The organism is Nonomuraea sp. NPDC049637 (assembly GCF_040675235.1).
In the GTDB taxonomy this organism is placed as follows: Bacteria; Actinomycetota; Actinomycetes; order Streptosporangiales; family Streptosporangiaceae; genus Nonomuraea.
The window spans coordinates 1-22,366 of record NZ_JBFAOM010000056.1; the positions used below are offsets into that span (position 1 = coordinate 1).

Annotated in this window: 22 protein-coding genes; 14 read left to right on the forward strand and 8 right to left on the reverse strand. The window is 74.3% G+C overall.

Features of this window, described 5'->3' with window-relative positions; all coding sequences use genetic code 11:
• Both AB0J71_RS43355 and AB0J71_RS43360 read left to right on the forward strand, forming a co-directional pair.
• Positions 1-1,590: response regulator (locus tag AB0J71_RS43355; RefSeq protein ID WP_364419990.1), on the forward strand; the 1,590-nt coding region annotated here is incomplete at its 5' end.
• Between the two features lie 19 nt (positions 1,591-1,609).
• A complete protein-coding gene (locus AB0J71_RS43360; RefSeq protein ID WP_364393843.1) occupies positions 1,610-3,871 on the forward strand; it encodes a SpoIIE family protein phosphatase in 2,262 nt (753 codons plus the stop codon).
• Between the two features lie 62 nt (positions 3,872-3,933).
• On the opposite strand, the gene AB0J71_RS43365 is transcribed toward AB0J71_RS43360, so the two are convergent.
• A complete protein-coding gene (locus AB0J71_RS43365; protein ID WP_352331009.1) occupies positions 3,934-4,527 on the reverse strand; it encodes a helix-turn-helix domain-containing protein in 594 nt (197 codons plus the stop codon).
• Positions 4,528-4,605: 78 nt separating this feature from the next.
• On the opposite strand from AB0J71_RS43365, the gene AB0J71_RS43370 reads away from it, so the two are divergent.
• The gene (locus AB0J71_RS43370; protein ID WP_364393847.1) at positions 4,606-5,559 is read left to right on the forward strand and encodes a zinc-binding dehydrogenase; all 954 of its coding nucleotides are present in this window, start codon (positions 4,606-4,608) and stop codon (positions 5,557-5,559) included.
• A 6-nt stretch (positions 5,560-5,565) separates the two neighbouring features.
• On the opposite strand, the gene AB0J71_RS43375 is transcribed toward AB0J71_RS43370, so the two are convergent.
• A complete protein-coding gene (locus AB0J71_RS43375; RefSeq protein WP_364419992.1) occupies positions 5,566-6,744 on the reverse strand; it encodes an acyltransferase in 1,179 nt (392 codons plus the stop codon).
• A gap of 44 nt (positions 6,745-6,788) precedes the next feature.
• Positions 6,789-7,622 (reverse strand): class I SAM-dependent methyltransferase, encoded by an 834-nt coding sequence (locus AB0J71_RS43380; protein ID WP_364419994.1) that lies wholly within the window; start codon positions 7,620-7,622, stop codon positions 6,789-6,791.
• Between the two features lie 47 nt (positions 7,623-7,669).
• On the opposite strand from AB0J71_RS43380, the gene AB0J71_RS43385 reads away from it, so the two are divergent.
• The 3 genes from AB0J71_RS43385 (at position 7,670) to AB0J71_RS43395 (ending at position 8,892) form a co-directional block, all read left to right on the forward strand.
• On the forward strand, positions 7,670-8,239 hold the full coding sequence (locus AB0J71_RS43385; protein ID WP_352330409.1) for a helix-turn-helix transcriptional regulator: 570 nt from the start codon (positions 7,670-7,672) through the stop codon (positions 8,237-8,239).
• Between the two features lie 120 nt (positions 8,240-8,359).
• Entirely contained in the window at positions 8,360-8,578 is a 219-nt protein-coding gene (locus AB0J71_RS43390; protein WP_352330407.1) for a hypothetical protein, read from the forward strand.
• Positions 8,575-8,892 carry a transcriptional regulator gene (locus AB0J71_RS43395; protein ID WP_364419996.1) on the forward strand — a complete coding sequence of 106 codons (318 nt, stop codon included), beginning with the start codon at positions 8,575-8,577 and terminating at the stop codon, positions 8,890-8,892. Before AB0J71_RS43390 ends, AB0J71_RS43395 begins: the two co-directional genes overlap by 4 nt.
• A 97-nt stretch (positions 8,893-8,989) precedes the next feature.
• On the opposite strand, the gene AB0J71_RS43400 is transcribed toward AB0J71_RS43395, so the two are convergent.
• Complete coding sequence (locus AB0J71_RS43400) at positions 8,990-9,331, reverse strand: hypothetical protein (RefSeq protein WP_352330404.1); 342 nt, start codon at positions 9,329-9,331, stop codon at positions 8,990-8,992.
• Positions 9,332-9,519: 188 nt separating this feature from the next.
• Between AB0J71_RS43400 and AB0J71_RS43405 the strand changes: the two genes are divergently transcribed.
• The 3 genes from AB0J71_RS43405 (at position 9,520) to AB0J71_RS43415 (ending at position 11,596) form a co-directional block, all read left to right on the forward strand.
• Positions 9,520-9,948 (forward strand): ATP-binding protein, encoded by a 429-nt coding sequence (locus AB0J71_RS43405; RefSeq protein ID WP_364393854.1) that lies wholly within the window; start codon positions 9,520-9,522, stop codon positions 9,946-9,948.
• Positions 9,949-10,016: 68 nt separating this feature from the next.
• Complete coding sequence (locus AB0J71_RS43410; RefSeq protein WP_364419999.1) at positions 10,017-10,385, forward strand: YciI family protein; 369 nt, start codon at positions 10,017-10,019, stop codon at positions 10,383-10,385.
• On the forward strand, positions 10,382-11,596 hold the full coding sequence (locus tag AB0J71_RS43415) for a sigma-70 family RNA polymerase sigma factor (RefSeq protein ID WP_364420001.1): 1,215 nt from the start codon (positions 10,382-10,384) through the stop codon (positions 11,594-11,596). Before AB0J71_RS43410 ends, AB0J71_RS43415 begins: the two co-directional genes overlap by 4 nt.
• 6 nt (positions 11,597-11,602) lie before the next feature.
• Here the strand turns inward: AB0J71_RS43415 and AB0J71_RS43420 are convergent, their stop codons facing one another.
• Entirely contained in the window at positions 11,603-12,196 is a 594-nt protein-coding gene (locus AB0J71_RS43420) for a hypothetical protein (RefSeq protein ID WP_364420003.1), read from the reverse strand.
• A gap of 140 nt (positions 12,197-12,336) precedes the next feature.
• Here AB0J71_RS43420 and AB0J71_RS43425 point away from each other — a divergent pair, with 140 nt between their 5' ends.
• On the forward strand, positions 12,337-13,197 hold the full coding sequence (locus AB0J71_RS43425; RefSeq protein WP_364420005.1) for a hypothetical protein: 861 nt from the start codon (positions 12,337-12,339) through the stop codon (positions 13,195-13,197).
• A gap of 531 nt (positions 13,198-13,728) precedes the next feature.
• On the forward strand, positions 13,729-14,070 hold the full coding sequence (locus AB0J71_RS43430) for an Lsr2 family protein (RefSeq protein WP_352330153.1): 342 nt from the start codon (positions 13,729-13,731) through the stop codon (positions 14,068-14,070).
• 6 nt (positions 14,071-14,076) lie between these two features.
• Here AB0J71_RS43430 and AB0J71_RS43435 read toward each other — a convergent pair whose 3' ends face one another.
• Positions 14,077-14,430 carry a hypothetical protein gene (locus tag AB0J71_RS43435; RefSeq protein ID WP_364420007.1) on the reverse strand — a complete coding sequence of 118 codons (354 nt, stop codon included), beginning with the start codon at positions 14,428-14,430 and terminating at the stop codon, positions 14,077-14,079.
• 112 nt (positions 14,431-14,542) lie between these two features.
• The gene (locus AB0J71_RS43440) at positions 14,543-17,836 is read right to left on the reverse strand and encodes a S8 family serine peptidase (RefSeq protein WP_364420009.1); all 3,294 of its coding nucleotides are present in this window, start codon (positions 17,834-17,836) and stop codon (positions 14,543-14,545) included.
• 423 nt (positions 17,837-18,259) lie between these two features.
• Between AB0J71_RS43440 and AB0J71_RS43445 the strand changes: the two genes are divergently transcribed.
• A complete protein-coding gene (locus tag AB0J71_RS43445) occupies positions 18,260-20,383 on the forward strand; it encodes a SpoIIE family protein phosphatase (protein ID WP_364420011.1) in 2,124 nt (707 codons plus the stop codon).
• A 7-nt stretch (positions 20,384-20,390) separates the two neighbouring features.
• Here AB0J71_RS43445 and AB0J71_RS43450 read toward each other — a convergent pair whose 3' ends face one another.
• Positions 20,391-20,540, reverse strand: coding sequence for a hypothetical protein (locus tag AB0J71_RS43450; protein ID WP_352328775.1), 150 nt, complete (start codon positions 20,538-20,540; stop codon positions 20,391-20,393).
• 76 nt (positions 20,541-20,616) lie between these two features.
• Here AB0J71_RS43450 and AB0J71_RS43455 point away from each other — a divergent pair, with 76 nt between their 5' ends.
• Entirely contained in the window at positions 20,617-21,486 is an 870-nt protein-coding gene (locus AB0J71_RS43455; RefSeq protein ID WP_364420014.1) for a LysR family transcriptional regulator, read from the forward strand.
• An 82-nt stretch (positions 21,487-21,568) separates the two neighbouring features.
• Complete coding sequence (locus AB0J71_RS43460; RefSeq protein ID WP_364420015.1) at positions 21,569-22,318, forward strand: methyltransferase domain-containing protein; 750 nt, start codon at positions 21,569-21,571, stop codon at positions 22,316-22,318.
• The last annotated feature ends 48 nt before the right edge of the window (positions 22,319-22,366 follow it).

Below are 22,366 nucleotides of genomic sequence, written 5' to 3' on the forward strand. Positions count from 1 at the left end.
ATGAGCCACGAGCTGCGCACGCCGCTCAACTCGCTGCTCATCCTGGCCCAGCTGCTGGCCCAGAACCACACGCGCAACCTGACGCCCAAGCAGGTGGAGTACGCCGGGATCATCCATTCCGCGGGCTCGGACCTGCTCCAGCTGATCAACGACATCCTCGACCTGTCCAAGGTCGAGGCGGGCAAGATGGACATCAACCCCGAATGGGTGCCGTTGCGCCAGCTTCTCGACTACGTCGAGGCCACGTTCCGGCCGATGACGTCGCAGAAGAGCCTCGACTTCCGGATCACCACCGGGCCGGGCGTGCCCGCCGACCTGCTGACCGACGACTCGCGGCTGCGCCAGATACTGCGCAACCTGCTGTCGAACGCGGTCAAGTTCACCGAGACCGGCGGCGTCGAGCTGCGCATCGAGCCGGCCGCGCACGGCGAGCTGCCCGCCGCGGTGCGCCCGCACGCCCCCGCCATCGCCCTGCGCGTCGTGGACACCGGCATCGGCATCCCCGAGCAGCAGCTCGAAGTGATCTTCGGCGCGTTCCAGCAGGCCGACGGCACCACCAGCCGCAAGTACGGCGGCACCGGCCTGGGCCTGTCCATCAGCCGCGAGATCGCCTACCTGCTGGGCGGCGCGATCACCGTCCAGAGCACGCCGGGCCAGGGCAGCGTGTTCACCCTGTACCTGCCGGTCGCCCAGCCCGGGGCCGAGGGGCCCGCGCCCGCGGCCGTCGCGCTGCCGGTGGCGGGTCAGCCGCGGCGGCTGCTGGTGATCGAGGAGCGGCCGCACGGGCTGCTGTCGCTGGTGACCGAGAGCGTGGTGAGCGGCCTGGCCGGGGCGCCCGACCCGCTCGGCGGGACCGTCCAGGTGGTCGAGGCGAGGGACGCGGAGGAGGCGGCGCGGCTGCTGGCCGCCGAGCCGTGCCACTGCGTCGTGCTCGACCTAGACCTGCCCGACCGGGCCGCCTACGGCCTGCTGGAGGCCATGGACGGCGATCCGGCGTTGCACGGCGTGCCGGTGCTGGCCTACAACAACTGGCGCTCCGGCCCGTCGCAGGAGGCCCGCATCGGCGACCGGCCGCTGGAGCTGCTGTCCAGCCTCGACGAGCTGCGCGAGCGCATCGCCCTGCACCTGACCGCCGACCAGCCCGGCGACGTGCTGCCGCTGGTCAGGTCCCGGACGGTGGGGGCCGCGTCGGGCCGGGAGATCGACAACACGCTGTCCGGGCGCACGGTCCTGGTGGTGGACGACGACGCGCGCAACCTGTTCGCGCTGACCAGCATGCTGGAGATCCACGGCATCGACGTGCTGCACGCCGAGAACGGCCGCAAGGGCATCGACACACTGACGGCCCACCCCGAGACGGACCTGATCCTGATGGACGTGATGATGCCCGAGATGGATGGCTACACGGCGATCGAGACGATCCGCGAGATGCCCGGCTACGCCGACCTGCCGATCATCGCGGTCACGGCCAAGGCCATGCCGGGCGACCAGGAGAAGTCGCTGGCGGCCGGAGCCAGCGACTACGTCACCAAACCGGTCGACGCCGACCAGCTGATCGAACGCATCCAGCACTGGATGGATCCGGCCTGACCCGGTGAGGAGTCGCGCCATGGGGAGTTCAGCCGAGGAGACGGGCCTGGCCAGGCTGGCCGCGACCGTCGAACGCCTGCGCGCCGAGCTGCACGAGGTCCGCCGCGCCGCCGACGACCGCGCGCTGGTCGAGCTGGCGAAGGGCATCCTGGTCGAGCGCCTGCGCTGCGCCCCGGCGCAGGCCGCCGACCAGCTTGCCACGCTGGCGGCCCGGACCGGGCGCTCGCCGGTCGAGCTGGCGGCCGACGTCGTCAACCGGGCCGCCGGCGACCCCATCGCCGACGCGTCCCTGAGCGGCGCCGCCGGGCTCGACGGCGATCCGGAGCCGGCCGCCGGGCACGCGGAGGCGGCGGTGCGGCTGCGCACGGCCGAGAGCGCCGCGCTCGGCGCCACGGACGTGCAGGCGGCGGCCCACGCCGTGCTGGAGACGGCCCTGCTGCCGATCGGCGCGACGGCGGTCGCGGTGTGGGCGGCCGGGCCGGACACGTCGCTGACGCTGGCCGGGCAGGCGGGCTTCAGCGCCGAGGAGGCCGGGCTCTGGCGGCAGGTCCCGCCGGGCCTGGTCACGCCCGCCACCAGCACGCTGCTCGAACGCCGCACGTTGTGGCACACCCCGCAGGGGCCGCCCTCGATCGGCCGCCACCAGCTGACCGGCGGCCGCGTCACCGCGCTGGCCCGGCTGGGCGGGCGGGTGCTCGGCGTCCTGGAGATCTGCTGGCCGGGCGACTGTCCCGAGCCCACGCCCAGGTTGGAACGGCAGATCGAGGCGCTGGCCGATCTGTGCGCCCTCACCCTGAACTCCCCCGGCCCGCCCGCGCGCGCCGGCGCCGCCCTGGCCGAGCTGGCCGCCCTGGCCGACTCCATGTCCGACCCGGCGCTCGTCCTGGTGCCGCACCTCGACCCGCAGGGGCATCTCGCCGACTTCCGCGTCCACCACGCCAACGGGTCGTCGGCGGTGCGGGCGGGCGGGCTGCTGCTGGAGGCGTACCCGTTCGCGGCCGGGGAGCTGCTGGCCGCGATCGAGCACGTGCACGCCACCGGCGAGCCGTTCCGCGCCGCCGACATGCCCTTCACCGCGGCCTCCACGGCCGAGGTGAGCATCACCCGCCACGGCGGGAGCGTGCTGCTGGTCCGGCGCGACCACGACGACCAGGCCCGCCTGCTCCAGCACGCCCAGCGTCTGGGCCGCATCGGCGGCTTCGAGGAGAACGCGCTCACCGGCGAGATCATGTGGAACGCCCAGATGTTCTCCCTGTACGGCCTGCCGCCGGACGCCCGGCCGGTCCCGCTGGAGCGCCTGCGCGACCACGTGCACCGCGACGACGAGGTGGCCGTGGGCCTCTTCCTGCGCACGCTGCTGCATCACCGGCGGCCGGCCGCGACGGCGTTCCGGCTGGAACGCCCCGACGGGGTGGCCCGCCATCTGCGCGTGGTGGCCGAGCCGGTGTTCGCCCCCGACGGCCGGCTGACCGCGCTGCGGGGGGCCTACCAGGACGTCTCGCCCCAGCACTGGACGGAGGTCGCGCTGGCCGTGACCCGCGACAGGCTGGCCCACACCGAACGGCAGTCCGCCGCCCGCAACCGCCTGGCCCTCCAGCTCCAGCACGCCATCATGCCGCCCTCGCACGGCCGCATGGACTCCTTCGGGCTGCGCATCTCGGTCCGCTACCGTCCGGCGCAGAAGGAGGACCTGGTCGGCGGCGACTGGTACGACGCGGTCGTCCTGCCTTCGGGGTGCATCCTGCTGTCGGTGGGCGACGTGGCCGGGCACGGCGTCGCGGCCGCCACGGGCATGGTGGTGCTGCGCAACGCGCTGCGCGGCCTGGCCGCCACCGGCGCGGGCCCGGCCCGGCTGCTGAGCTGGCTCAACCTGGTCGCCCGCCACCTCGCCGACCGCATGACGGCGACCGCGATCTGCGGCCTGTACGACCCCGCCACCCGCGTCCTGCGCTGGGCCAGGGCCGGGCACCTGCCGCCGATCCTGCTGCGCGGCGCGCAGGGCACGGAGCTGCCGATGATCAAGGGGCCGCTGCTCGGCGCGTTCGCCGACGCCGTCTACGAGGAGGGCCGGCTGCAGCTGGAGGCCGACGACACGCTGCTGCTCTACACCGACGGCCTGATCGAGCGGCGCGACCACAACCTGCGCCACGCCCAGGACCGGCTGCTGGCCGTCGCCTCGCGGACGGCCACGACCCTCGACCACCGGCTCGACGACCTGCTCACCCACTGCAACTCCGACACCGACGACGACACCTGCCTGATCGGCGTGCACGTGCGCTGAGCCGGGCGCGAGGGGGCCGGGCGGCGGGTCAGGCGGATCAGGGGACGGACGGGTCAGGCGGGTCAGGGGGCGGGCGGGAGGAGGCCGAGCCGGTCGAAGGCCGCGGCCACGCTCGGGGCCAGCGCCGCCGGGTCGTCGCCGGCGACGGCGCGGCCCGCGGTGTAGCAGGCCAGCGCGAGCTGCGGGGCCAGGGCCGCCGTCTCGGGGGTGGCGCCGTGCTCGCGCAGGACCTCGGTCATGGTCTCGGCGAAGCGGCGCTGCTTGCGCGCCGTGCGGTCGCCGAGCTCGGGATGCCCGGCGATCAGCCGTTCGCGCAGGACGTAGCGGACGGGGTCGAGGGTGGCCCTGGCGCACAGGGCGAGGGTGAGCTCGCGCACCTGGGCGAGCGCCTCGGGCAGGCCGGGCGGGCGGTCGCCGCGCAGCTCGCGGTGGTGGGCGGCCAGGCCGTCGAGCCAGTCGTGCTCCCCCGCGAAGACGACCTCCTGCTTGTCGCCGAAGTAGCGGAAGAACGTGGTGCGGCCCACCTCGGCGCGCTCGGCGATGTCGGCGACCGTCACCTCGTCGTAGCCGCGCTCGGCGAAGAGCTGGTAGGCCGCCTCGATGATCTCGTCGCGGGCTCGCCGTCGTTTGCGGGCGCGCAGGGAGGACTCGGTCACGGGCTCAGTCTAGCGCTTGCGGACGGCGTCCCTTATGGTACTCAGTACCATTTGAAACTGGATTCCATTGGAGTTGCCATGCGAGCCGTGCAGATCACCGAGTTCGGCGGTCCCGAGGTCGTGCGGGTGCGGGAGGTGGACGAGCCGCGCCCCGGCCCCGGCCAGGTCGTCGTGGACGTCTCGCGCTGCGGCGTGAACTTCGCCGACACGCTGATGCGCGAGAACGCCTACCTGGCGGCGACCACGCTGCCGGTCGTCCCGGGCGGTGAGGTCGTCGGCAGGACTGCCGACGGCCGCCGCCTGGCCGCCCTGCTGGAGCGCGGCGGGTACGCCGAGAAGGCCACGATCCCGGAGGCGTCCGCCTTCCCGGTGCCCGAGGAGCTCGACGACGTCGCGGCGGTGGCCCTGCTGGCCCAGGGGCTGACCGCGTGGTGGCTGGTCCGCCACACCGGCCGGGTGCAGGCCGGGGAGAGCGTGGTCGTGCACGCGGCGGCGGGCGGCGTCGGCTCGCTGGCGGTGCAACTCGCCAAGGCGGCGGGCGCGGGCCGGGTGATCGCCACGGCGAGCACGCCCGCCAAGCGGGAGCTCGCCCTGTCGCTGGGCGCGGACGCCGCCGTCGACCCGGCCGCCGACGACCTCACCGCGGCGCTGCGCGCGGCCAACGGCGGCGAGCCCGTGGACGTGGTCCTGGAGATGACCGGCGGCCGGGTCACCGACCAGAGCCTGGCGGCGCTGGCGCCGTTCGGCCGGCTCGCCTTCTACGGGATGGCGGGCGGGGTGGAGCCGCAGCCGGTCTCGCCGCGCGCGCTCCAGCCCCGCTCGGCGACCGTCAGCGGCTTCTGGCTGCTCAACGCCTTCCAGCGGCCCGCCGTCCTGGCCGGGGCGTACGCGGAGATGGCGGCGCAGGTGATCGCGGGCGAGCTGCGGGTGGTCGTGGGCGGGGACCGTCCGATGTCGGAGGTGCGGCAGGTGCACGCCGAGCTCAGGGAACGGCGTACGACCGGCAAGCTCGTGCTCGACCCGCGCCGGTAGAAGCGCCTAGGAGGCGGTCAGACGGCGGCCGAGCCGCTGCATCGGGCGTTCGAGGAAACGGTAGGTCAGCCGGCTGCCCGGCAGCACGAGAGCCAGGAAGAGCACGCTGACGCCGATCTGCAGGGGCAGCGGCGACCAGCGCATCTCCCCCGCAATCTCCATCACCACGAGCAGCACCGGCAGGTGCACCAGGTAGAGGGAGTAGCTCATCAGCCCGAGCCAGGTGAGCACGGCGGGCACCCGGCGGGCCCGCCAGGCCAGACCGGCCGCGAACGTGAGCCCGGCCAGGGCGACGGTCGTGCCCCACACGTCCGGCTGCACCCACCACCACCCGGCGCTGAGCGCCCGGACGGGGGCGACCGTCACCAGCGAGGCGGCCAGGGCCACCGGCCACAACGACCCCTGGCCGCTCTCCCACCGGCGGATCGCCGTGCCGGTGAACATGACCGCGAGGATCGCCGCCCCGAACCACGGGACGCGGCTGCTCAGCAGCAGCAGGGCCAGGGCCATGACGCCGAGCGCGCACGCCGCCAGGTTGCGCAGCCGGCCGGAGACGACGCCGGCCAGCCCGGCGGCGAACACCGCGAACGACACCCACGACAACCAGCCGCCGGTCAGCGGCGCCGCGCCCAGCGCGAGGCCCGCCACGACCGCGGTCACCCCGAACGCGACGGCGACCAGGCCGCGCCGGTCCCGGACGCCGGTCACGAACAGGGCGGTGACCATCAGGTAGAAGACCATCTCGTAGGAGAGCGTCCACATCGTGTTCATCACCCCGGCGACGCCGACGACGTCCAGCAGCATCGTGGCGTGCGCCGCGGCCGAGGAGGCGTCCCTGGGCACCTCGGCGCGTACCGGGATCCACCAGGACAGGGCCAGGACCACGGCGATGACGGCGAGGTAGAGCGGGTAGAGGCGGAAGGGGCGGCCGATCCAGAAGGCCCGCACGTCGCCGTGCCGTTCCAGTGACGACGGGATGATGTACCCGCTGACCAGGAAGAACACCAGGACGCCGTACACGCCCAGGTTGAAGAAGGTCGGGCGCAGCCAGGGCATGGCCCAGGTGGTCAGGTGCTCGCCCACGACGGCGAGCGCGCCGATGCCGCGCAGGGCGTCCAGCCAGGCGAGCCTGGACGCCTCGGGACGAACGACCTGGGGGTGCCAAAGGGAGCAGTCGTCACGCATCCCAACGTATCGGTCCCCCTGGCAACACCCGGGCTCCCCCGGAGTCAGGGACGGCGGGCCGCCCAGGCGGTCCGGGTGCCGCGCACGACGAGCTCGCGGCGGTCGAGGGACTCCGGCGAACCGGCGGAGAGCAGCCGGTCGAGGGCGGCCAGGTCGTCGGCGGCCAGGTGCCCATCGAGCCGCGACCGGTAGCCGCCCAGCACCGCCCGCGCGTAGCGGACGGCCCCCGGCGGCGCCGGGCGCACCTCGATCGGGAAGTCGTGCCGCGCGGCCACCTCGAACCCGGCCGCCGCCAGGACCGGCCCCCAGTCCGGGTACGGGTCCGGGCCGCTGCCCGCCAGCGCCTCCCGGCAGCGCGCCTCCAGCGCCGCCCCGGCCTCGTCGGACAGGAGGCGCGGCATGCCGTCCATCTCGACGACCGCCAGCAGCCCGCCGGGGCGCAGCGCGGCGTGGACCTCGCGCAGCAGCCGCGCCGGGTCCTCGACGTGGTGCAGCGACGCCGCCGCCCACACCAGGTCGGGCGTGCCGATCGGCGGCAGGGCCGCGTCCAGGTCGGCCTGGACCACCCGCACCCGCTCCCCCAGCCCCTGGCCGCGCGCCACCGCGCGCAGGCGGTCGAGCATGACCGGCGACCGGTCGACCGCGACGACCTCGGCGGCGGGGAACCGCCGGGCCAGGGCCAGCGTGCCGGTTCCGGTGCCGGCGCCCAGGTCGGCGACCGTGTGCGGGGTGCGGCCGGTCTGCTCGCCGACCCAGGCGGTCAGCTCGTCCAGGAACGGCCCGAGCACTTCGGCGTCCAGGTCGAGCAGGTCCGCCAGGGCGGATTCGTCGCCGTGGTGGCGTTCGTGGTGGTGTCCGTGGTGGTGATGTGCTTCCATGCCTTCACCGTAGGGGGCTCCTGCGTGTGCGGCATACACTCTTGCCTATGACGCAAGAAGTCGACCTGGACGCCGTCGTCCGGCGGCGCATCCGCGGCCTGCGGCTGGCCCGGGGCTGGTCGCTCGACGCCCTGGCCGCGCGGTGCCGGCTGAGCCCGTCCAACCTGAGCCGCATCGAGACCGGCCACCGCCGGATCGCCCTCGACCAGCTCGTGCCCATCGCGCGGGCTCTCGGCACGACGCTCGACCAGCTCGTCGAGTCCACCGAGGACGACGACGTGGTGATCCGGCCGCTGCCCTGCGACCACCCGGGGATGACCGTGTGGTTGTTGTCGCGGGAACGTTCGCTGCACGGCGTCACGGTGGCCAAGATGCGCATCACCCCCGACCGGCCGCTCGAACCGCAGGCGCATCCCGGGCGCGAGTGGTTCACCGTCCTGTCCGGGACGGCCCGCCTGCTGCTGGGCGAGCGGACCGTCCTGGTGCCGGCGGGCGACGCGGCCGAGTTCTCGACCATGACCCCGCACGCCGTCGGCGCCCACGACGGGCCGGTGGAGCTGCTCACCATCTTCGACCACGACGGCGAGCGCTCCCACCTGCACACGGGCCAGGCGTAGCGCGGCGGCGGACCGGCCGGGCCCCGGTCGCGGCACACGTCGTGGCCGGGCGGCAGCGGTAGTACTTTTGCGAGGCAAAAGTAGATGCTACGGTGAAAGTACTTCTACCGAGGAGGTCCGATGCGCGATCACGTCGATGCCCACGCGGCCCATCAGGCGTTGCGGGCGGCCGAGGCGGCGCGGGCGGCGGCCCGTTCGCGGCCGGCCGCCCCCGGCTGGTTCGCCCCGGCGCGCGGGCTGCTGTTCGCGGCCGGTTTCGGGCTGCTGCGCGGGCGCGGCGTGCGCCGCCGTGCTGGGCGGGGCCGCGCTGTGGGCGGTCACGGCACGCGACGGCCATGACCGCTGACCCCCGGCTGGACGAGGTCATCCAGCACCCCACCCGGCTGACCGTCATGGCGTTCCTGTCGGGCGCGCTGGAGGCGGAGTTCGCCGCGGTCCGCGACTACGCCGAGATCTCCGACGCCAGCGTCAGCCGGATCGTCTCCGCCCTTCAGGAGGCCGGCTACGTGCACGTGCGCAAGGGGTACGTCGGCAAGCGCCCCCGCACGTGGCTCTCGCTGACCCAGGAGGGCCGCCGCGCGCTGGCCGGGCACCTCGACGCGCTCCGGGCGATCGCCGAGACGGCCCGCCGGAGCGCCGCCGGCCCCACCTGACCGGACCGCCCGCACCCCCAACGGGCCCACCTGACCCGGACCGCCCGCAGACCCTACGGGCCCCTGCTGACAGGGCGGACCTCGCGGGGACGCCGGGTCAGCCGCCGCCGGTCCCGGCCGGGCCCATGCGGCCGGTGGGCCACCCGGTCTCCGGGTGGGCCTGCCGCCAGGTCAGCAACTGGCGGTCCAGCCGCTCCCGGTCGGTGAGGCGCGGCCTGGCGGGGCGCACACCCGTACGTTCGAGCAGCTCGCTCGCGGCCTCCGCCAGCCGCAGCCGGGCCGGCGCGAACCGGCGCCGCAGCAGGTCGGCGGTCACCGCCGCGGTCAGCACCGAGGCCGGCCACAGCGCGGCCCTGCCCAGCCCGCCGCTTCCCGTGACCTGGCCGCTCCCCTTGCGATGGTCGATGCCCGTGCTCTGGTCGCCGTCGCCGTGCCGCATTCGTCAGCCTCCGGGTTCGTCTGGGGACCGTGGGCGTGCCGGAAGTTTCTGCACTTATGGCGCTACCCGGTCCTGCGTCCCTCATGCCGCCGACTTGCGAACGACGGCGGTACACGTTTGAGTGGCCGCCGGTGGGAAAGCTGGAGACTGGCCCGCCACCCCATCCGACCCCGCCACGCGAGACGATCATGACCCTTCAGTTCGAGCTCCAGTGCCCCATCAGCACTGACCTTGCCCTCATCAGGGACCTGATCCGCGTCCACGGCCGCCACTGCGGGCTGTCCGCCGACCGGCTGGAGGACCTGGTGGTGGCCGTCAACGAGGCGGTCACCAACGTGCTGGACCACGGCGGCCGGACGGGCATGGTGACCTCCCGCGGCGGCGCCGACGGCGTGGTCGTGGAGATCCTCGACGTCGCCGGCCGGCTCACCCACGAGCACCTGGCCTCGGCCCGCCTCAACCCGACCGCCTCCCACGGGTACGGCCTGTGGGTCATCCAGCAGCTCTGCGACGAGGTCGTCCTCGAGCAGACCGGGCTCGGCTCGCTGCTCACCCTGGACCTGCGGGCCCGTCCCCGGGCCGGCCGCCTGGACGCGCGCCGCGCAGTGTCGGCCTGACCCTTCTCCGTCGCCGCGAAAGAATTTTCGGGGGACGCCGTCCGGTTCCGTCGGTCCCGTTCGTCACCATGGTGAGACGCCGTCCGACCGAGGAGCACGAGATGAAGTACATGATGTTCGTCTGCACCGACACCGAGCCCGACACCGACCAGGAGAACCTGCCCGACGTCGAGGCGTGGGTGGCCGAGAACGACGCCCGCGGGCGGCGGGTGCGCGGCGCGGTGCTGGCGCCGGAGTCGGCCGCGACCACCGTGCGAGTGCGCGGCGGCGAGCTGGTCCTGTCCGACGGGCCGTTCGCCGAGACCAAGGAGGTGATCGTGGGCTTCGACCTGCTCGATTGCGCCGACCTCGACGAGGCGGTCGAGGTCGCCCGCAGCCACCCGATGGCCAGGCACGGACGGCTGGAGCTGCGGCCGTTCGCCGACTTCGAGCAGTGAGAGGGCGCCTGGAGGAGGCGGCGGCGGAGGCGTACCCGCGGATCGTCGCCGCCCTCATCCGGGTCACCGGCGACTGGACCCTCGCCGAGGACTGCGCCCAGGAGGCGCTGGCGCTGGCCGTGCGGCGGTGGCCGGAGGAGGGCGTGCCGTCCAACCCGGGCGGCTGGCTCATGACGGTGGCGCGCAACCGCGCGATCGACGCGCTGCGCCGGGTCTCGATCGAGCGCCGCAAGCTGGCCGAGCTGGCGGCGCTCGCCCTGACCGTCCAGGACGGGCCCGGCGACGGGCGGGAGGAGGAGGTCGTGGACGACCGGCTGCGGCTCGTCTTCACGTGCTGCCATCCGGCGCTGGCGCTGGAGTCGCGGGTGGCGCTGACGCTGCGGACGGTCTGCGGCGTGCCCACTGCCGACCTCGCGCGCGCCTTCCTGGTCACCGAGTCGGCGATGACCCGGCGGCTGACCAGGGCCAAGCGGAAGATCGCCGAGGCGGGCATCCCGTACCGGGTGCCGCAGGGGGCGGCCCTTTCCGAGCGGCTGCCCGGGGTGCTGGCCGTCCTCTACCTGCTGTTCACGCAAGGCTACGACGCCGGCGGCGAGCCCGCGTTCGCCGAGGAAGCGATCCGGCTGGCGCGGCTGCTGCGGCGGCTCATGCCGGAGCAGGAGGAGGTGACGGCGCTGCTGGCGCTGTTCCTGCTGCAGCACTCCCGCCGGGACGCCCGCCGCGACGCCGCCGGCGACCTGGTGCCCCTCGACCGGCAGGACCGCTCCCGCTGGGACCGGGCGGCGATCGGCGAGGGGCTCGCCCTGCTGGCCGCCGTCGAGGGCGGCGGCCCGTACGGGCTGCAGGCCCGCATCGCCGCCTGCCACGCCACGGCGTCCTCGCTGCCCGGCACCGACTGGTCGCGGATCGCCCGCTGCTACGACGAGCTGGCCCTGCTCCACCCCACGCCCGTGGTGGAGCTGAACCGGGCCGTCGCGCACGGGTACGCCCACGGGCCGCGGGCCGGGCTCGCGCTGCTGGAGCGCTCCCGCGCCGAGCTCGACGGCCATCCGCTGGCCATCGCCGCCGAGGCCGACCTCACCGCCCGCGACGGCGACCCGGCGCGCGCGGCGGCGCTGTTCCGGCGGGCCGCCGCCGTCGCCCACAGCGACCAGGAACGCCGCGCCCTCCTCACCCGCGCCACCGAGACCGCCCGCGACGCGAGGCCCTGAGCGGGGTCAGCCTGCGGGGTGCCGGGGGCCTGGGCGGGCGCCGTGTGCTGCGAGCCAGGATGCCAGGTCGTCGGCGCCGGCGCGACGGGCGGCGTCCAGCGGGGTGAGGTCGTCGTAGCCCACCCAGCCGAGGTCGCCGCCGCGTTCCAGGAGGAACGCCGCGGCCTGCGACTGCCCGCCGTGGCAGGCGTCCCACTGGGCGAAGGCGCACGCGTCCGAGAGCGCCGTGCCGCCGCCGATCACCGCGCCGGTGGCCTCGACGTCGGCTCCGGCGTCCAGCAGGGCGTCGAGCACGGGGACGTCGTCGCAGCTCGCGGCCCACGTCAGCGGCGTCTCGGCGTGCGGGCCGGCGAAGCGGGCGTCCACCTCGGCCCCGGCCGCCACCAGCTCCCGCACCAGGGCGGGACCGCGCGGCACGTGGCCCGGCCAGTCGGTGAGGACGTGCAGGAGGGTCCTGGACACCCCGCCCGCCTCGCCCAGCCGGACGCGGGCCAGCCCGGGATGCCCGGCCAGCAGACGGCGTACGCCGTCGAGGTCGCCGAGCCGCACGGCCGCCGCCGCCGACACCGCCAGCGGGTCCGCCGCATCCAGGTAGCGCATCGCTTCATTGTCGCGGGCCCCGGCCCGTCCCCGCCACGGAGCCACCGCGGAGCCGCCATGGGGCCGCCATGGAGCCGTTGCGGAGCCGTTGCGGATCATCCGGAGTCCGCCCCCGCCGGGCGCGGGCTAGGTTGGGCGGCATGGGCACCGCGCACGCGCACTACGTGATCGTCGACGCGGGCGGCCATCGGGTCTGGTCACGCCGGGGCGGCGCGGGCACCTTCCACGGCGACCTGCTGCGCGGCCCCGACCGGCTGGCCGCCTTCGTGCGCGAGCAGGAGCACGGCCACGCCCTCGGCTGGGGCGACGCGGTGCGCTGGCAGGCCGTGGCCGTGCTGGACGTGCCCCGCCGCCTGCTGCTCGTCCACTGCTCCCTGGAGATCCGCGGGCCCGTGTGGCGCACGTCGGTGTCGGAGATCCGGGCGTGGCTGGACCTGCTCGCCGCGCGGTGGCCCGGCTGGACGGTGAGGTGGGCGGCCCGCGGCCTCCACGAGGTCATGGAGCATCTCGGGCTGGGCTACGACACCGTCGCCGGCCTCGACGACCCGCCGGCGCCGCTGCCGCCGCAATGGGGTCAGGGCCCGGCCGAGGACGACGACCTGTCGGTGGTCGCCGACACCCTCGTGGCCGTACGGGACACCGCCGGGCGGCTGTCGTTCGCCGGCTGGTGGGGCGCCGGCCTGGCCCGCGTGCTGCTCGCCGGTCCCGCCGCCCTGCTGCGCCCCCAGGAGCAGGCGACGCCCTTCGCGGTGCTGGAGGCCGCGCCCTGGAACGGCGTGTACCTCGACGCCGCCGCCCGCACGCTCGACTGGTGGTCGCTGGACTGCTCGCTGCCCCCGTCGCGGCCGGCCGAGCGCTGGCCCGGCTGGCGGCTGACCTGTCATCAGGACGCCTTCGAGGAGGTGGCCGCGCTCGCCGCCCCCGAGCTCCTGCTCGACCTCGACGGCCCGGACGCCGCCCTCCGCCGGGTCACGGAGTGGTTCGGCCGCCCCGCCCGATAAATCGGCCAGAAACAAAAGGGCGGAAGACGGCCGGGCCCGTCGCATTCGCACTTGCACTTCTGCGCCTTGCCCGGAGTTGACGCCATAGGGCCCGGCCGGCGCACAGCTCGCGGGACGCCGGAAAACCGTGTGCCGAAGCCGGGAAGCGACGGCGGCGCGCACGCGGGTGCGGCGCCGACACATTGAAGCACACCTTTGAATTCATCTTCGATAAGATGCCCGCCGCTGCGGCCGCCGCCTTCCCGTTGCCGCCCCGCGCGGGTGCGCGCGCCGGGCGGCCTCGGGCCCGCCGCGACCGCCCGCCCGCCTCGCGACCTGGAACATGACGCGGGCATTCCCAGGTGAGATACGCAAGGCGGCCGCCGGGACACCCCGGGCACGCGCGGTTCCGGCCGCGTTTGAAATGCCTTTGACAGGCGGTGTGCCCGGCGAGTTCTCCGCGTTCACCGGCGCCGGGCCGAGGTAAGTTGCCCGCACGCTACTGAAGGGCGCTACAGTACGCAACAACCGTATCGAGCATGGAGTGCCACCATGGCTAAGCAGATTCAAGAGATTCTCATCGACGATGTAGACGGTGGGGAGGCTCATGAGACCGTCGTCTTTGCACTCGATGGCAGCAGCTACGAGATTGACCTTCATGAGGAGAAGGCGGACGCGCTGCGGAAAGCACTGGCGCCCTTCATCGTGAAGGCCCGTCCTGTTCGCGTGGATCGCGGTGGGCGCGGGCGCCGGGCGGCCGTCACCGGCAGCCGCGCGTTGAGCCGGGAGAAGTCTTCGGAGATCCGGCAGTGGGCCAAGGCCAACGGCCTGCCCGTCAGCGAGCGCGGCCGGATCGCGGCCTCGGTGGTCGAGAAGTACGAGGCCGCCCACTAGGAGACGTCAGGAGCGCGCGGGCCGGCGGAGCAGTCCGGCGAGCCTGAGCGCCGCCACGACGGCCACCGCGAGGTGCGCCGAGACCAGGGCGATCTGGTAGACCCGCTGCCCGGCCGTGAGCTCGGCGGCGTAACCGCCGTCGTAGAACCCCGACACGAAGGCCAGCACCCCGGCGACCGCCGGCAGGGCGGCGGCCGGGATCGCGACGCCGCGGCGGCTCCGGGTCGCCCCCACGGCCGGCACGACCTGCGCGGCCATCATCGGCAGCGGCGCCGACAGCCGCGCCTGGGGGCCGAGGGCGTCCGGGAACGTCGGGTTGAGCCCGGCGGCGACCGCCATGAGGGCGCCGATCACGTGCATGGCGAGCAGGACACCGACCCCGCCGAGCAGCACCGGGCCGAGCTCTGAGGGAGCTCGGAAGCCGTGCCGCGGTGGCCGCGGGCGGGTGCGCCGCCCGCGGCCACCGGCGGGCTCACTGGACGGTGATCTTGTCCACTTCGACGGTGATCCCCTTGACCTGCGGGGTCGAGGTGGCGGTCGTGATCCTGCCGACCCCCGCGCTGACCCCCTTGACCTTCATCGAGTACGTCAGGCTGCCGCCGGGCGCGCCCGGCGTGCTGGTGACGACCAGATCCTGGGTGGGCGGCCCGGAAATCTGGGCGCCGGCGCTGCCCTCGGCGTTCTCGGCGCCGACCGTCAGGCCGTAGGCGGCGGGCGGCGAGCCGGGCAGGTTGCCCGGGTCGTAGGCGTAGCTGATGTCCTCCACGCCGTTGAGCCCGATCCACTGCTGGAAGACCTTCAGGTCGGTGGTGCCGTAGAGGTTCAGCCGCCACTCCACCACCAGCCAGTCGTTGACCCCGTCGGTCAGGATCGTGGCCAGGACGCCCGGCGCGGCGGTGCCGTCCAGGTCGGTCCAGTACGGGGCGAGCACGCCGTTGGGCCGCGGCGGGTCGGGCAGCGTCTGCGGCGTCGCTGAGACGTCGTCGCCGGTGGCCCCGCCCGCGACGCTGTAGCCGTCGGAGGTGACGCCTAGCCGGGTGTAACTTCGTCCGGCGAACTGGAAGGCGGGCACGGTGAAGTTGAGCGCCTGCTCGTCGCCGATCGGGGTGGGCGTGACGCCGAAGGCGTCCAGCGGGATGTAGCCGGCCGGTCCGGCGCCGGGCGCGATGGCCGGCCGGGCGGGCTGGGTGGCGGCCAGCGTCGCCTTGGTGGTGGCGACCTGGGTGCCGACCTTGGTCGCGTCCGTGACGCTGTTGAGGCGCAGGCGGGCGTCCAGGGTGCTGAGCGCGGTCACCTCGGCGTCCTCGTAGGTGGTGTTGCGTACGGTGACGGTGCAGGTCGACTCGCCGGTGTTCCTGGCGATGGTGTCCGGGGCGCAGGTCTGCTCGACCGGCACCGCGCCCTGCTTGCGGTAGAACGCCACCGGCAGGTGCAGCGCGCGCGAGCCGCCGACCTGCTTGAGGTTGACCTGGCCGAAGTACTGGCCCTCGGGCAGTTCCGGCGCGGTGACGACGACGCTCAGCTTGGCGCTCTTGCCGGGCGCGACGGTGAACAGCGGCGGCAGCACGGCGACGGCGGCTCCGCTCACGGTGGTGCCGGAGGCGGTGAAGGTGAGCGACGAGCCGGTGGTGTTGGTGACGGTGCGCTTGGCGGTGATGACGCCGGGCATGGTGGGCGCGTTCACCGAGGGCAGGTTGAGGTCGATCCGGTTGATGGGGTCGGTGGCCGAGGCGACGAAGCCGGCGGCGTCCTGGTCCAGGGTCAGTCCGGGGTCACCGGCCTTGGTCAGGTCGATGCGCCCGCCGCCCATGTCGAACGGGTCGGCCGCGGTGGTCCTGTCCTGCTTGGTGACCGCGGTCCTGGCCGTGGTCTCCAGGGCCGACTTGACCTGGCCGGGCGTCCAGGTGGGGTGCAGGGCGAACACCAGCGCCGCCGAGCCGGTCACGTGCGGCGCGGACATCGAGGTGCCGGAGATGACCTGGTAGAGGTTGCCGGGCGGGCCTTCCAGCGGCGACTCGGGGGTCGGCGTCATGCCCGCCATGATGTGCTGGCCGGGTGCGGTGACGTCCGGCTTGAGGAAGTCGCCGCCGGGGCCGCGCGAGGAGAAGTGCGCCATCGCGTCGCCCTGCCAGGTGGACTTGGCGCCCTGCGTGAAGGAGGCGGTGGCGCCGGGGTGGGCGGCGAGGAAGGCCAGCAGGGTGTCGGCCTCGGGCTTGTCCACGTGCACGGACGGCAGCCAGTGGGCGTCGGTGAAGACGTCGAACGGGAAGGTGTTGTAGAGGATCATCCCGGCCGCGCCGCCCTGCCTGACGTTGAAGCTCTTCAGCACGCGGTTGGGGGTGCGCTCACAGGCGACGATCTTGCCGCTGAACAGCCCGGGAGGGGCCGGGACGTCGCACGCCGGCCGCGAGTACGGCGGCGCGGAGGCCAGGACGACGGGCAGCGGCGAGGCCAGGCCCGCGGTGATGGACGCGCCCTTGATCGTCGCCGTGGCGCCGCCGCCGGACAGCGTGACCGTGGACTGGAACGTCCTGGACTGCGAGGAGGCGGCCACCGTGGTCACCCAGGGGCCGCGGTGGTCGGTGGTGCCGGCGCCGGGGCCGGAGTTGCCGGCCGAGGCCGAGACCAGCACGCCGGCCGCGTAGGCGTCGAGGAAGGCCAGCTCGACCGGGTCGCTGTAGGGGTCGCTGCCGCCGGAGACCGAGAAGTTGATCACGCGTACGCCGTCCAGCACGGCCCGCGCCACGGCCTGCGCCGAGTCGGAGGGGAAGCAGCCCTGCGCGCCGCACACCTTGTAGACCGACACCTCGGCGGCCGGGGCGATGCCGTGGATCGGGCCGCGGCTGATGCCCAGCGGGTTCGCGTCGGCGACCGGGCCGCCCGCGGAGGTGCTGGCGGTGTGGGTGCCGTGCCCGTTGGAGTCGCGGGCGCTGTCGCCGTAGACCTCGCCGCCGTAGACGGCGTTGTAGGTCTCCATGAACGGCTGCCCGCCGATCAGCTTGTTGTTGCAGGTGAACGGGTCGCTGGCGGGGGTCAGCGGGTTGTCGCCGAAGTTGCACACGCGCGGCGTGCCGTCCTTGGTGGGCCCGGGGGCGGGCAGGCCGGGGGCGGCGGCGAACGACGGGTGCTCGGGCCAGGCGCCGGTGTCGAGCACGCCGACGATCACGCCCTTGCCCGCGGAGGAGCTGCCGCCGAGCTTGCCGTAGATGGTGTCGGCGCCGATGAACTCGGGGCTGGAGTCGGTCAGCAGCTGCTGGGGCTTGTCCTCCTGGACGGCGACCGCGCCGGGCAGGCGCAGCACGTCGGCCACCTTGTTGCCCGGGACGCGCAGGGCGATGCCGCCGTAGACGGTCCTGACCCGCTGGCCGACGACGGCTCCGGGGACCTTCTTGGCCAGCTCGCCCAGGAAGGCGTTCTCGACGTCCTGGATGTGGGTGCCGTACTTCCTGGCCTCGGCGCTTCTGGTGTCGAGGGCCTTGCCGGTGACGGCGGGGCTGGTGGCCGGCAGTCCGGCCAGCCCGCCCTGGTAGGCGGCCAGCGAGTCGTAGTCCAGCTTGACCATGACGTTGACCGGCGCGGGTGAGGTGACCTTCAGCAGCGCCGCGTCGCTCCTGGCGAGCTTGCCGGTGGAGGACTTGGCGCCTTCGACCACCTCGGCGCCGGTGAGCGGCACCGACCGCCATTTGCCGGGCGGGGCCGGCGTGGCCCGCGCCACGGCCGGGCTCATGGTCAGCACGACGCCGAGCCCGACGGCTAACGATGTCAACCGGCGTAAACGGGATGAGAACGAACGGGACAACACAAAGACCTCCTGGCCGAGGAGCTGCACGAACCCGCCGCCCCGGCCGAGGACGTCATGTCACCCCCACGCGCGCATGCCGGAGAGATCGATGACCCTCCCCGGCGGGTGACGAGCTGGACCGCCTCCCCTCCCCGTGGGCGGGGTGGGTTGGCGTCCGAACCGGAGTGTAGACAGCGATCAACGGGCCGAGAACCCCGTCGCTTTGTCACGTTCCGGCCAATTGGCCCCACCCGACCGTCGCCCGCCGCAAAGCTCATATTCGTCCCTCCTCTTCCCCAGATTCCGGCAACGGTGAGCTTCACCCCCAATACGGATATCTACAGTTGTCCTATGGGCGATCAACGGGACGCGGCGCCGACGTCAGCGCAGCACGGAACGAGGTAGTCCGTGGGCGGCCACGCCGACGAGGGGACCCTGCCGTACACCTCGGCGCTGGACGAGCAGCTCGCCCAGGCCGCCCGTGACACCGGCGCGCACATCGGCGCGGTGTACCTGCTGACCGGCTCCCCGCAGGTCCTGGTGATGGAGACGGAGATCGGGCTGCCCGCGCAGCTCGTCAGGCCGTGGACCACCGTCCGGCTGGACGGCGGGGCGCCCGTGGCCGCCGCCGTCCGCCAGGGGCGGCTGGTGTGGGTGCCGACCGCGCAGGAGCTGGCCCGCCGCTTCCCCGGCACGGCCCTGGCCTTCCCGTACGCCTTCGCCTCGGCCGCCGCGCCCCTGCACAGCGACTCCCGCATGTGGGGCTCGTGGATCCTGCTCTGGCCGGACGGGCGGCCGGCCGAGCTGAGCGGGCCGGAGCAGGACGTCATCGCCGCCACGAGCGAGCGCCTGGCGGCCGTCCTGGAGCAGGCCGCCGACAGCGGATGTCCGCTGCGTCCCGGCGGCGAGCCGCGGGTGCTGACCCCGGTGCCGCCGCCGATGCCCGACCCGTACGAGGCCGTGGCCGCGGCCGGCTACCTGGACCGGCTGCGGGACGGCTCCGTCGCGCTCGACCTGGACGGCGTCGTCACCTTCGCCAGCCCCGCCGCCGCCGACCTGCTCGGCACCACCGTCTCGGAGCTGCTGGGCACGCCGCTGTGGGAGACGGCGACGTGGCTGAAGGACCCGGCCTTCCAGGACCGCTGCCGGGCGGCGGTGGTCGGCCAGCGGGTCGCCTCCTGCTCGGCCCGCCGGCCGGACGGCCACGAGCTGGAGTTCGTCCTGCACCCGGACCCGACGGGCCTGAGCCTGCGCATCACCCCCTCGGGCGCCGACCTGTGCGCGCAGCGGCCCGCGCGCGCCTTCATGCCGGACAACGCGGGGCTGCCGCGGGCCGACGTCTTCTACAACTTCCTGCACATGGCCTCGGCGATGACCCGGGCGCTGAACGTCCGGGAGGTCGTCGATCTCATCGCCGAGCACGTCATGCCGGTGTTCAGGGCGCAGGCCATGGCGATCATGAGGGCGGAGAGCGGCCGGATGCGGATCGTCGGGTCGCACGGCTACGTCCCCGAGGTGCTGGAGCGGTTCGACGGCCAGACGCTGGCCGCGCCCAGCCCCGCCGAGCAGGTCGTCCGCACCGGCGAGGCCGCCTTCTTCGCCGACCGGGCCGAGCTGAACCGGGCCTTCCCCGACGTCGCCCAGGACGACGGGATGGCCGCCTGGGCCTTCCTGCCGCTGACCGTCTCCGACGACACCTTCGGCGTCTGCCTGCTGGCCTTCGACCACCCGCGGCCGTTCACCGCCGAGCAGTGCGCGACGCTGACCACGCTGGCCGGGCTGATGGGCCAGGCCCTGGACCGGGCGCTGCTCTACGACACCAAGGACCGGCTGGCCCACAGCCTGCAGACCTCGCTGCTGCCCGGCAGCCTGCCCGACATGCCGGGCCTGGAAGTGGCCGCCCGGTACGTGCCCGCGACCCGCGGCGTCGGCATCGGCGGCGACTTCTACGACCTGATCCGGCTCAACGAGACCACCGCCGCGGCCGTCATCGGGGACGTCCAGGGGCACAACATGACGGCCGCGGCGCTCATGGGCCAGGTGCGCACCGCCATCCACGCCCACGCCGCCGTCGGGGCCAGCCCCGGGGACGTGCTCCAGCACACCAACCGGCTGCTCATGGACCTGGACACCGACCTGTTCACCAGCTGCCTGCTCATCTACTTCGACCTGCGCCTGCGCACGCTGCGGGCGGCCAACGCCGGTCATCCGCTGCCGCTGCTGCGCCCGCCCAACATGCCGGCCGAGATCATCGACATCCCGGCGGGCCTGCTGCTCGGCATCGACGCCGACGCCGAGTACGCCACGGTGGAGGTGCCGTTCCCGCCGGGCGCCGTCCTGGCCCTCTACACCGACGGGCTGGTCGAGGCGCCGGGCGTGGACCTGGACGAGGCCATCGGGACGCTGGCGGCGTACCTGACCAGCGCCCCGCGCGAGCAGCTCCAGCAGGTCGCCGGGACGCTGCTCGACCACGCCCCGCACACCGACGACATCGCGCTGCTGCTGCTGCGGCACCGCGAGAACACGGGCTGAGACCCGTTCAGTGCGAGACGAACGTGCGGTGGTCGGCCAGGGCGAGCGCCCGGACGAAGTCGAGGAGCTTGAGCAGCCCCCGCCCGGCGAGCCGGACCGGGGCGGGACGGCGGGAGCAGTAGGCGGCCGTCCACAGGACGGGGACGTGTCGTTCCATGCGGACCAGGATGTCCTGGCAGGCACTGATCGATCCAACACATCGTCTCGCTGGCTGCCATCGCTATCGTAGATGGATGGAACTGCGTCAGCTCCGCCACTTCGTCGCCGTCACCACCCATGGCAGCTTCACCGCCGCCGCGCGGGCCGAGCTGATCGTGCAGTCGGCGCTCAGCACGTCCATCCGCAAGCTCGAACGGGAGCTCGGCGCCGACCTGTTCGAGCGCACCGGGCGGCGGCCGGTGCTCACCCCGGCCGGGCACGCCTTCCTGCCGGCCGCGCGGGCGCTGCTGGCCGACGCCGCGGCGGCCGCCGACGCCGTGTCCGCGGTGTCCGGACTGGCCACCGGCCGGGTGGCGATCGGCACCATCCAGACCCTCACCAGCGTCGACCTGCCGGCCGAGCTGGCCGCCTTCCACCGCCGGCGGCCGGGCATCCAGATCTCGGTCCGCGACGCGCCGGTGGCGGGGCTGCTCGACGCGCTGCTCGCCCGCGAGCTCGACCTGGCCTACCTGGCGCTCGACGGCGCCGAGCTGCCGGCGGGGCTGGCCGTGTTCGACTCCTGGGAGGAGGAGCTGGTGCTGATGACCTCGCCCGAGCACCGGCTGGCCGGCGCCGAGCGGGCCCTGCTGTCGGAGCTGACGGAGGAGCCGTTCGTGGACTTCAAGGCCGGCACCGGGCTGGAGACCGCGGTGCGCCGGCTGGCCGCCGGGTGCGGGCTGCACCGGCAGATCACCTGCGAGGTCACCCAGATCCGGCTGCTGGTCGACCTCGTGCGCGCCGGGATCGGGGTGGCGATCGTCCCCCGGCGGGTGGCCGAGCGGGAGGGGCTGCCGACCGTGCGCATCCGCCAGCCCGATCCGGCCAGGACGGTCGTGCCGGCCGGCCGGGCGCCCGTTCCCGCCAACCCGGCCGCCGCCGCCCTGCTGGCGCACCTGACCCGGTGACCCGGATCGCACCTGCGGGGCCCGGCCCCGGCGGCAGATAACCGGTTGAACGGGCGGGGGCTTCGTGGTGGGATGGCCCGCTGTGTCAGCGATCCAGGATCTCGTGCGCCCCGACGTCTATCCGCTGTCCTCCACATACGACCCGGAATGGGTGCTCGGGCTGGACATGGGCCCCCATCCGCTGTGGCTGCTGGAGGACCTGGCCCGCGACCTCGACCTGCGGCCCGGCATGCGGGTGCTCGACCTGGGCTCGGGCCTGGGGGCGACCTCGGTATTCCTGGCCCGCGAGTTCGGGGTGGAGGTGGTGGCCGCCGACCTGTGGGTCGCGCCGGAGAAGGCCGCGGCCGTCTTCGCCGCGGCGGGCGTGACGGACCGCGTCCGGGCCGTACGGGCCGAGGCGCACGCGCTGCCGTTCGAGCCGGAGTCCTTCGACGCGATCGTCAGCGTGGACGCCTTCGAGTACTTCGGCACGGCCGACTCCTACCTGCCCTACCTGGCCCGCTTCCTGCGGCCCGGCGGGCAGCTCGGCGTCGCCACGCCCGGCATGACCCGCGAGGTCCGCGAGCTCGGGCACATCCCCGCGCACGTCAAGGCCCTGGTCGGCTGGGAGGCCATCGCCTGGCACACTCCCGGGTGGTGGCGCTTCCAGTGGGAGATCACCGAGCTGGTCACGGTGACGTCCGCGCGGCTGCAGGACGGCGGATGGCACGACTGGCTGCTGTGGGCCCGCGCCCGGCAGGAGACCGCGACGATCGCCATGCTCGAAGCCGACCAGGGGGAATACCTGTCCTTCGCGCTGGTCACCGCGCGCCGGAACCCGCCCGCGCCCTGACCACGGCGTCCCCTGGAGTCCGGCGTATGCGCGGGAGCGTCTCGGCCA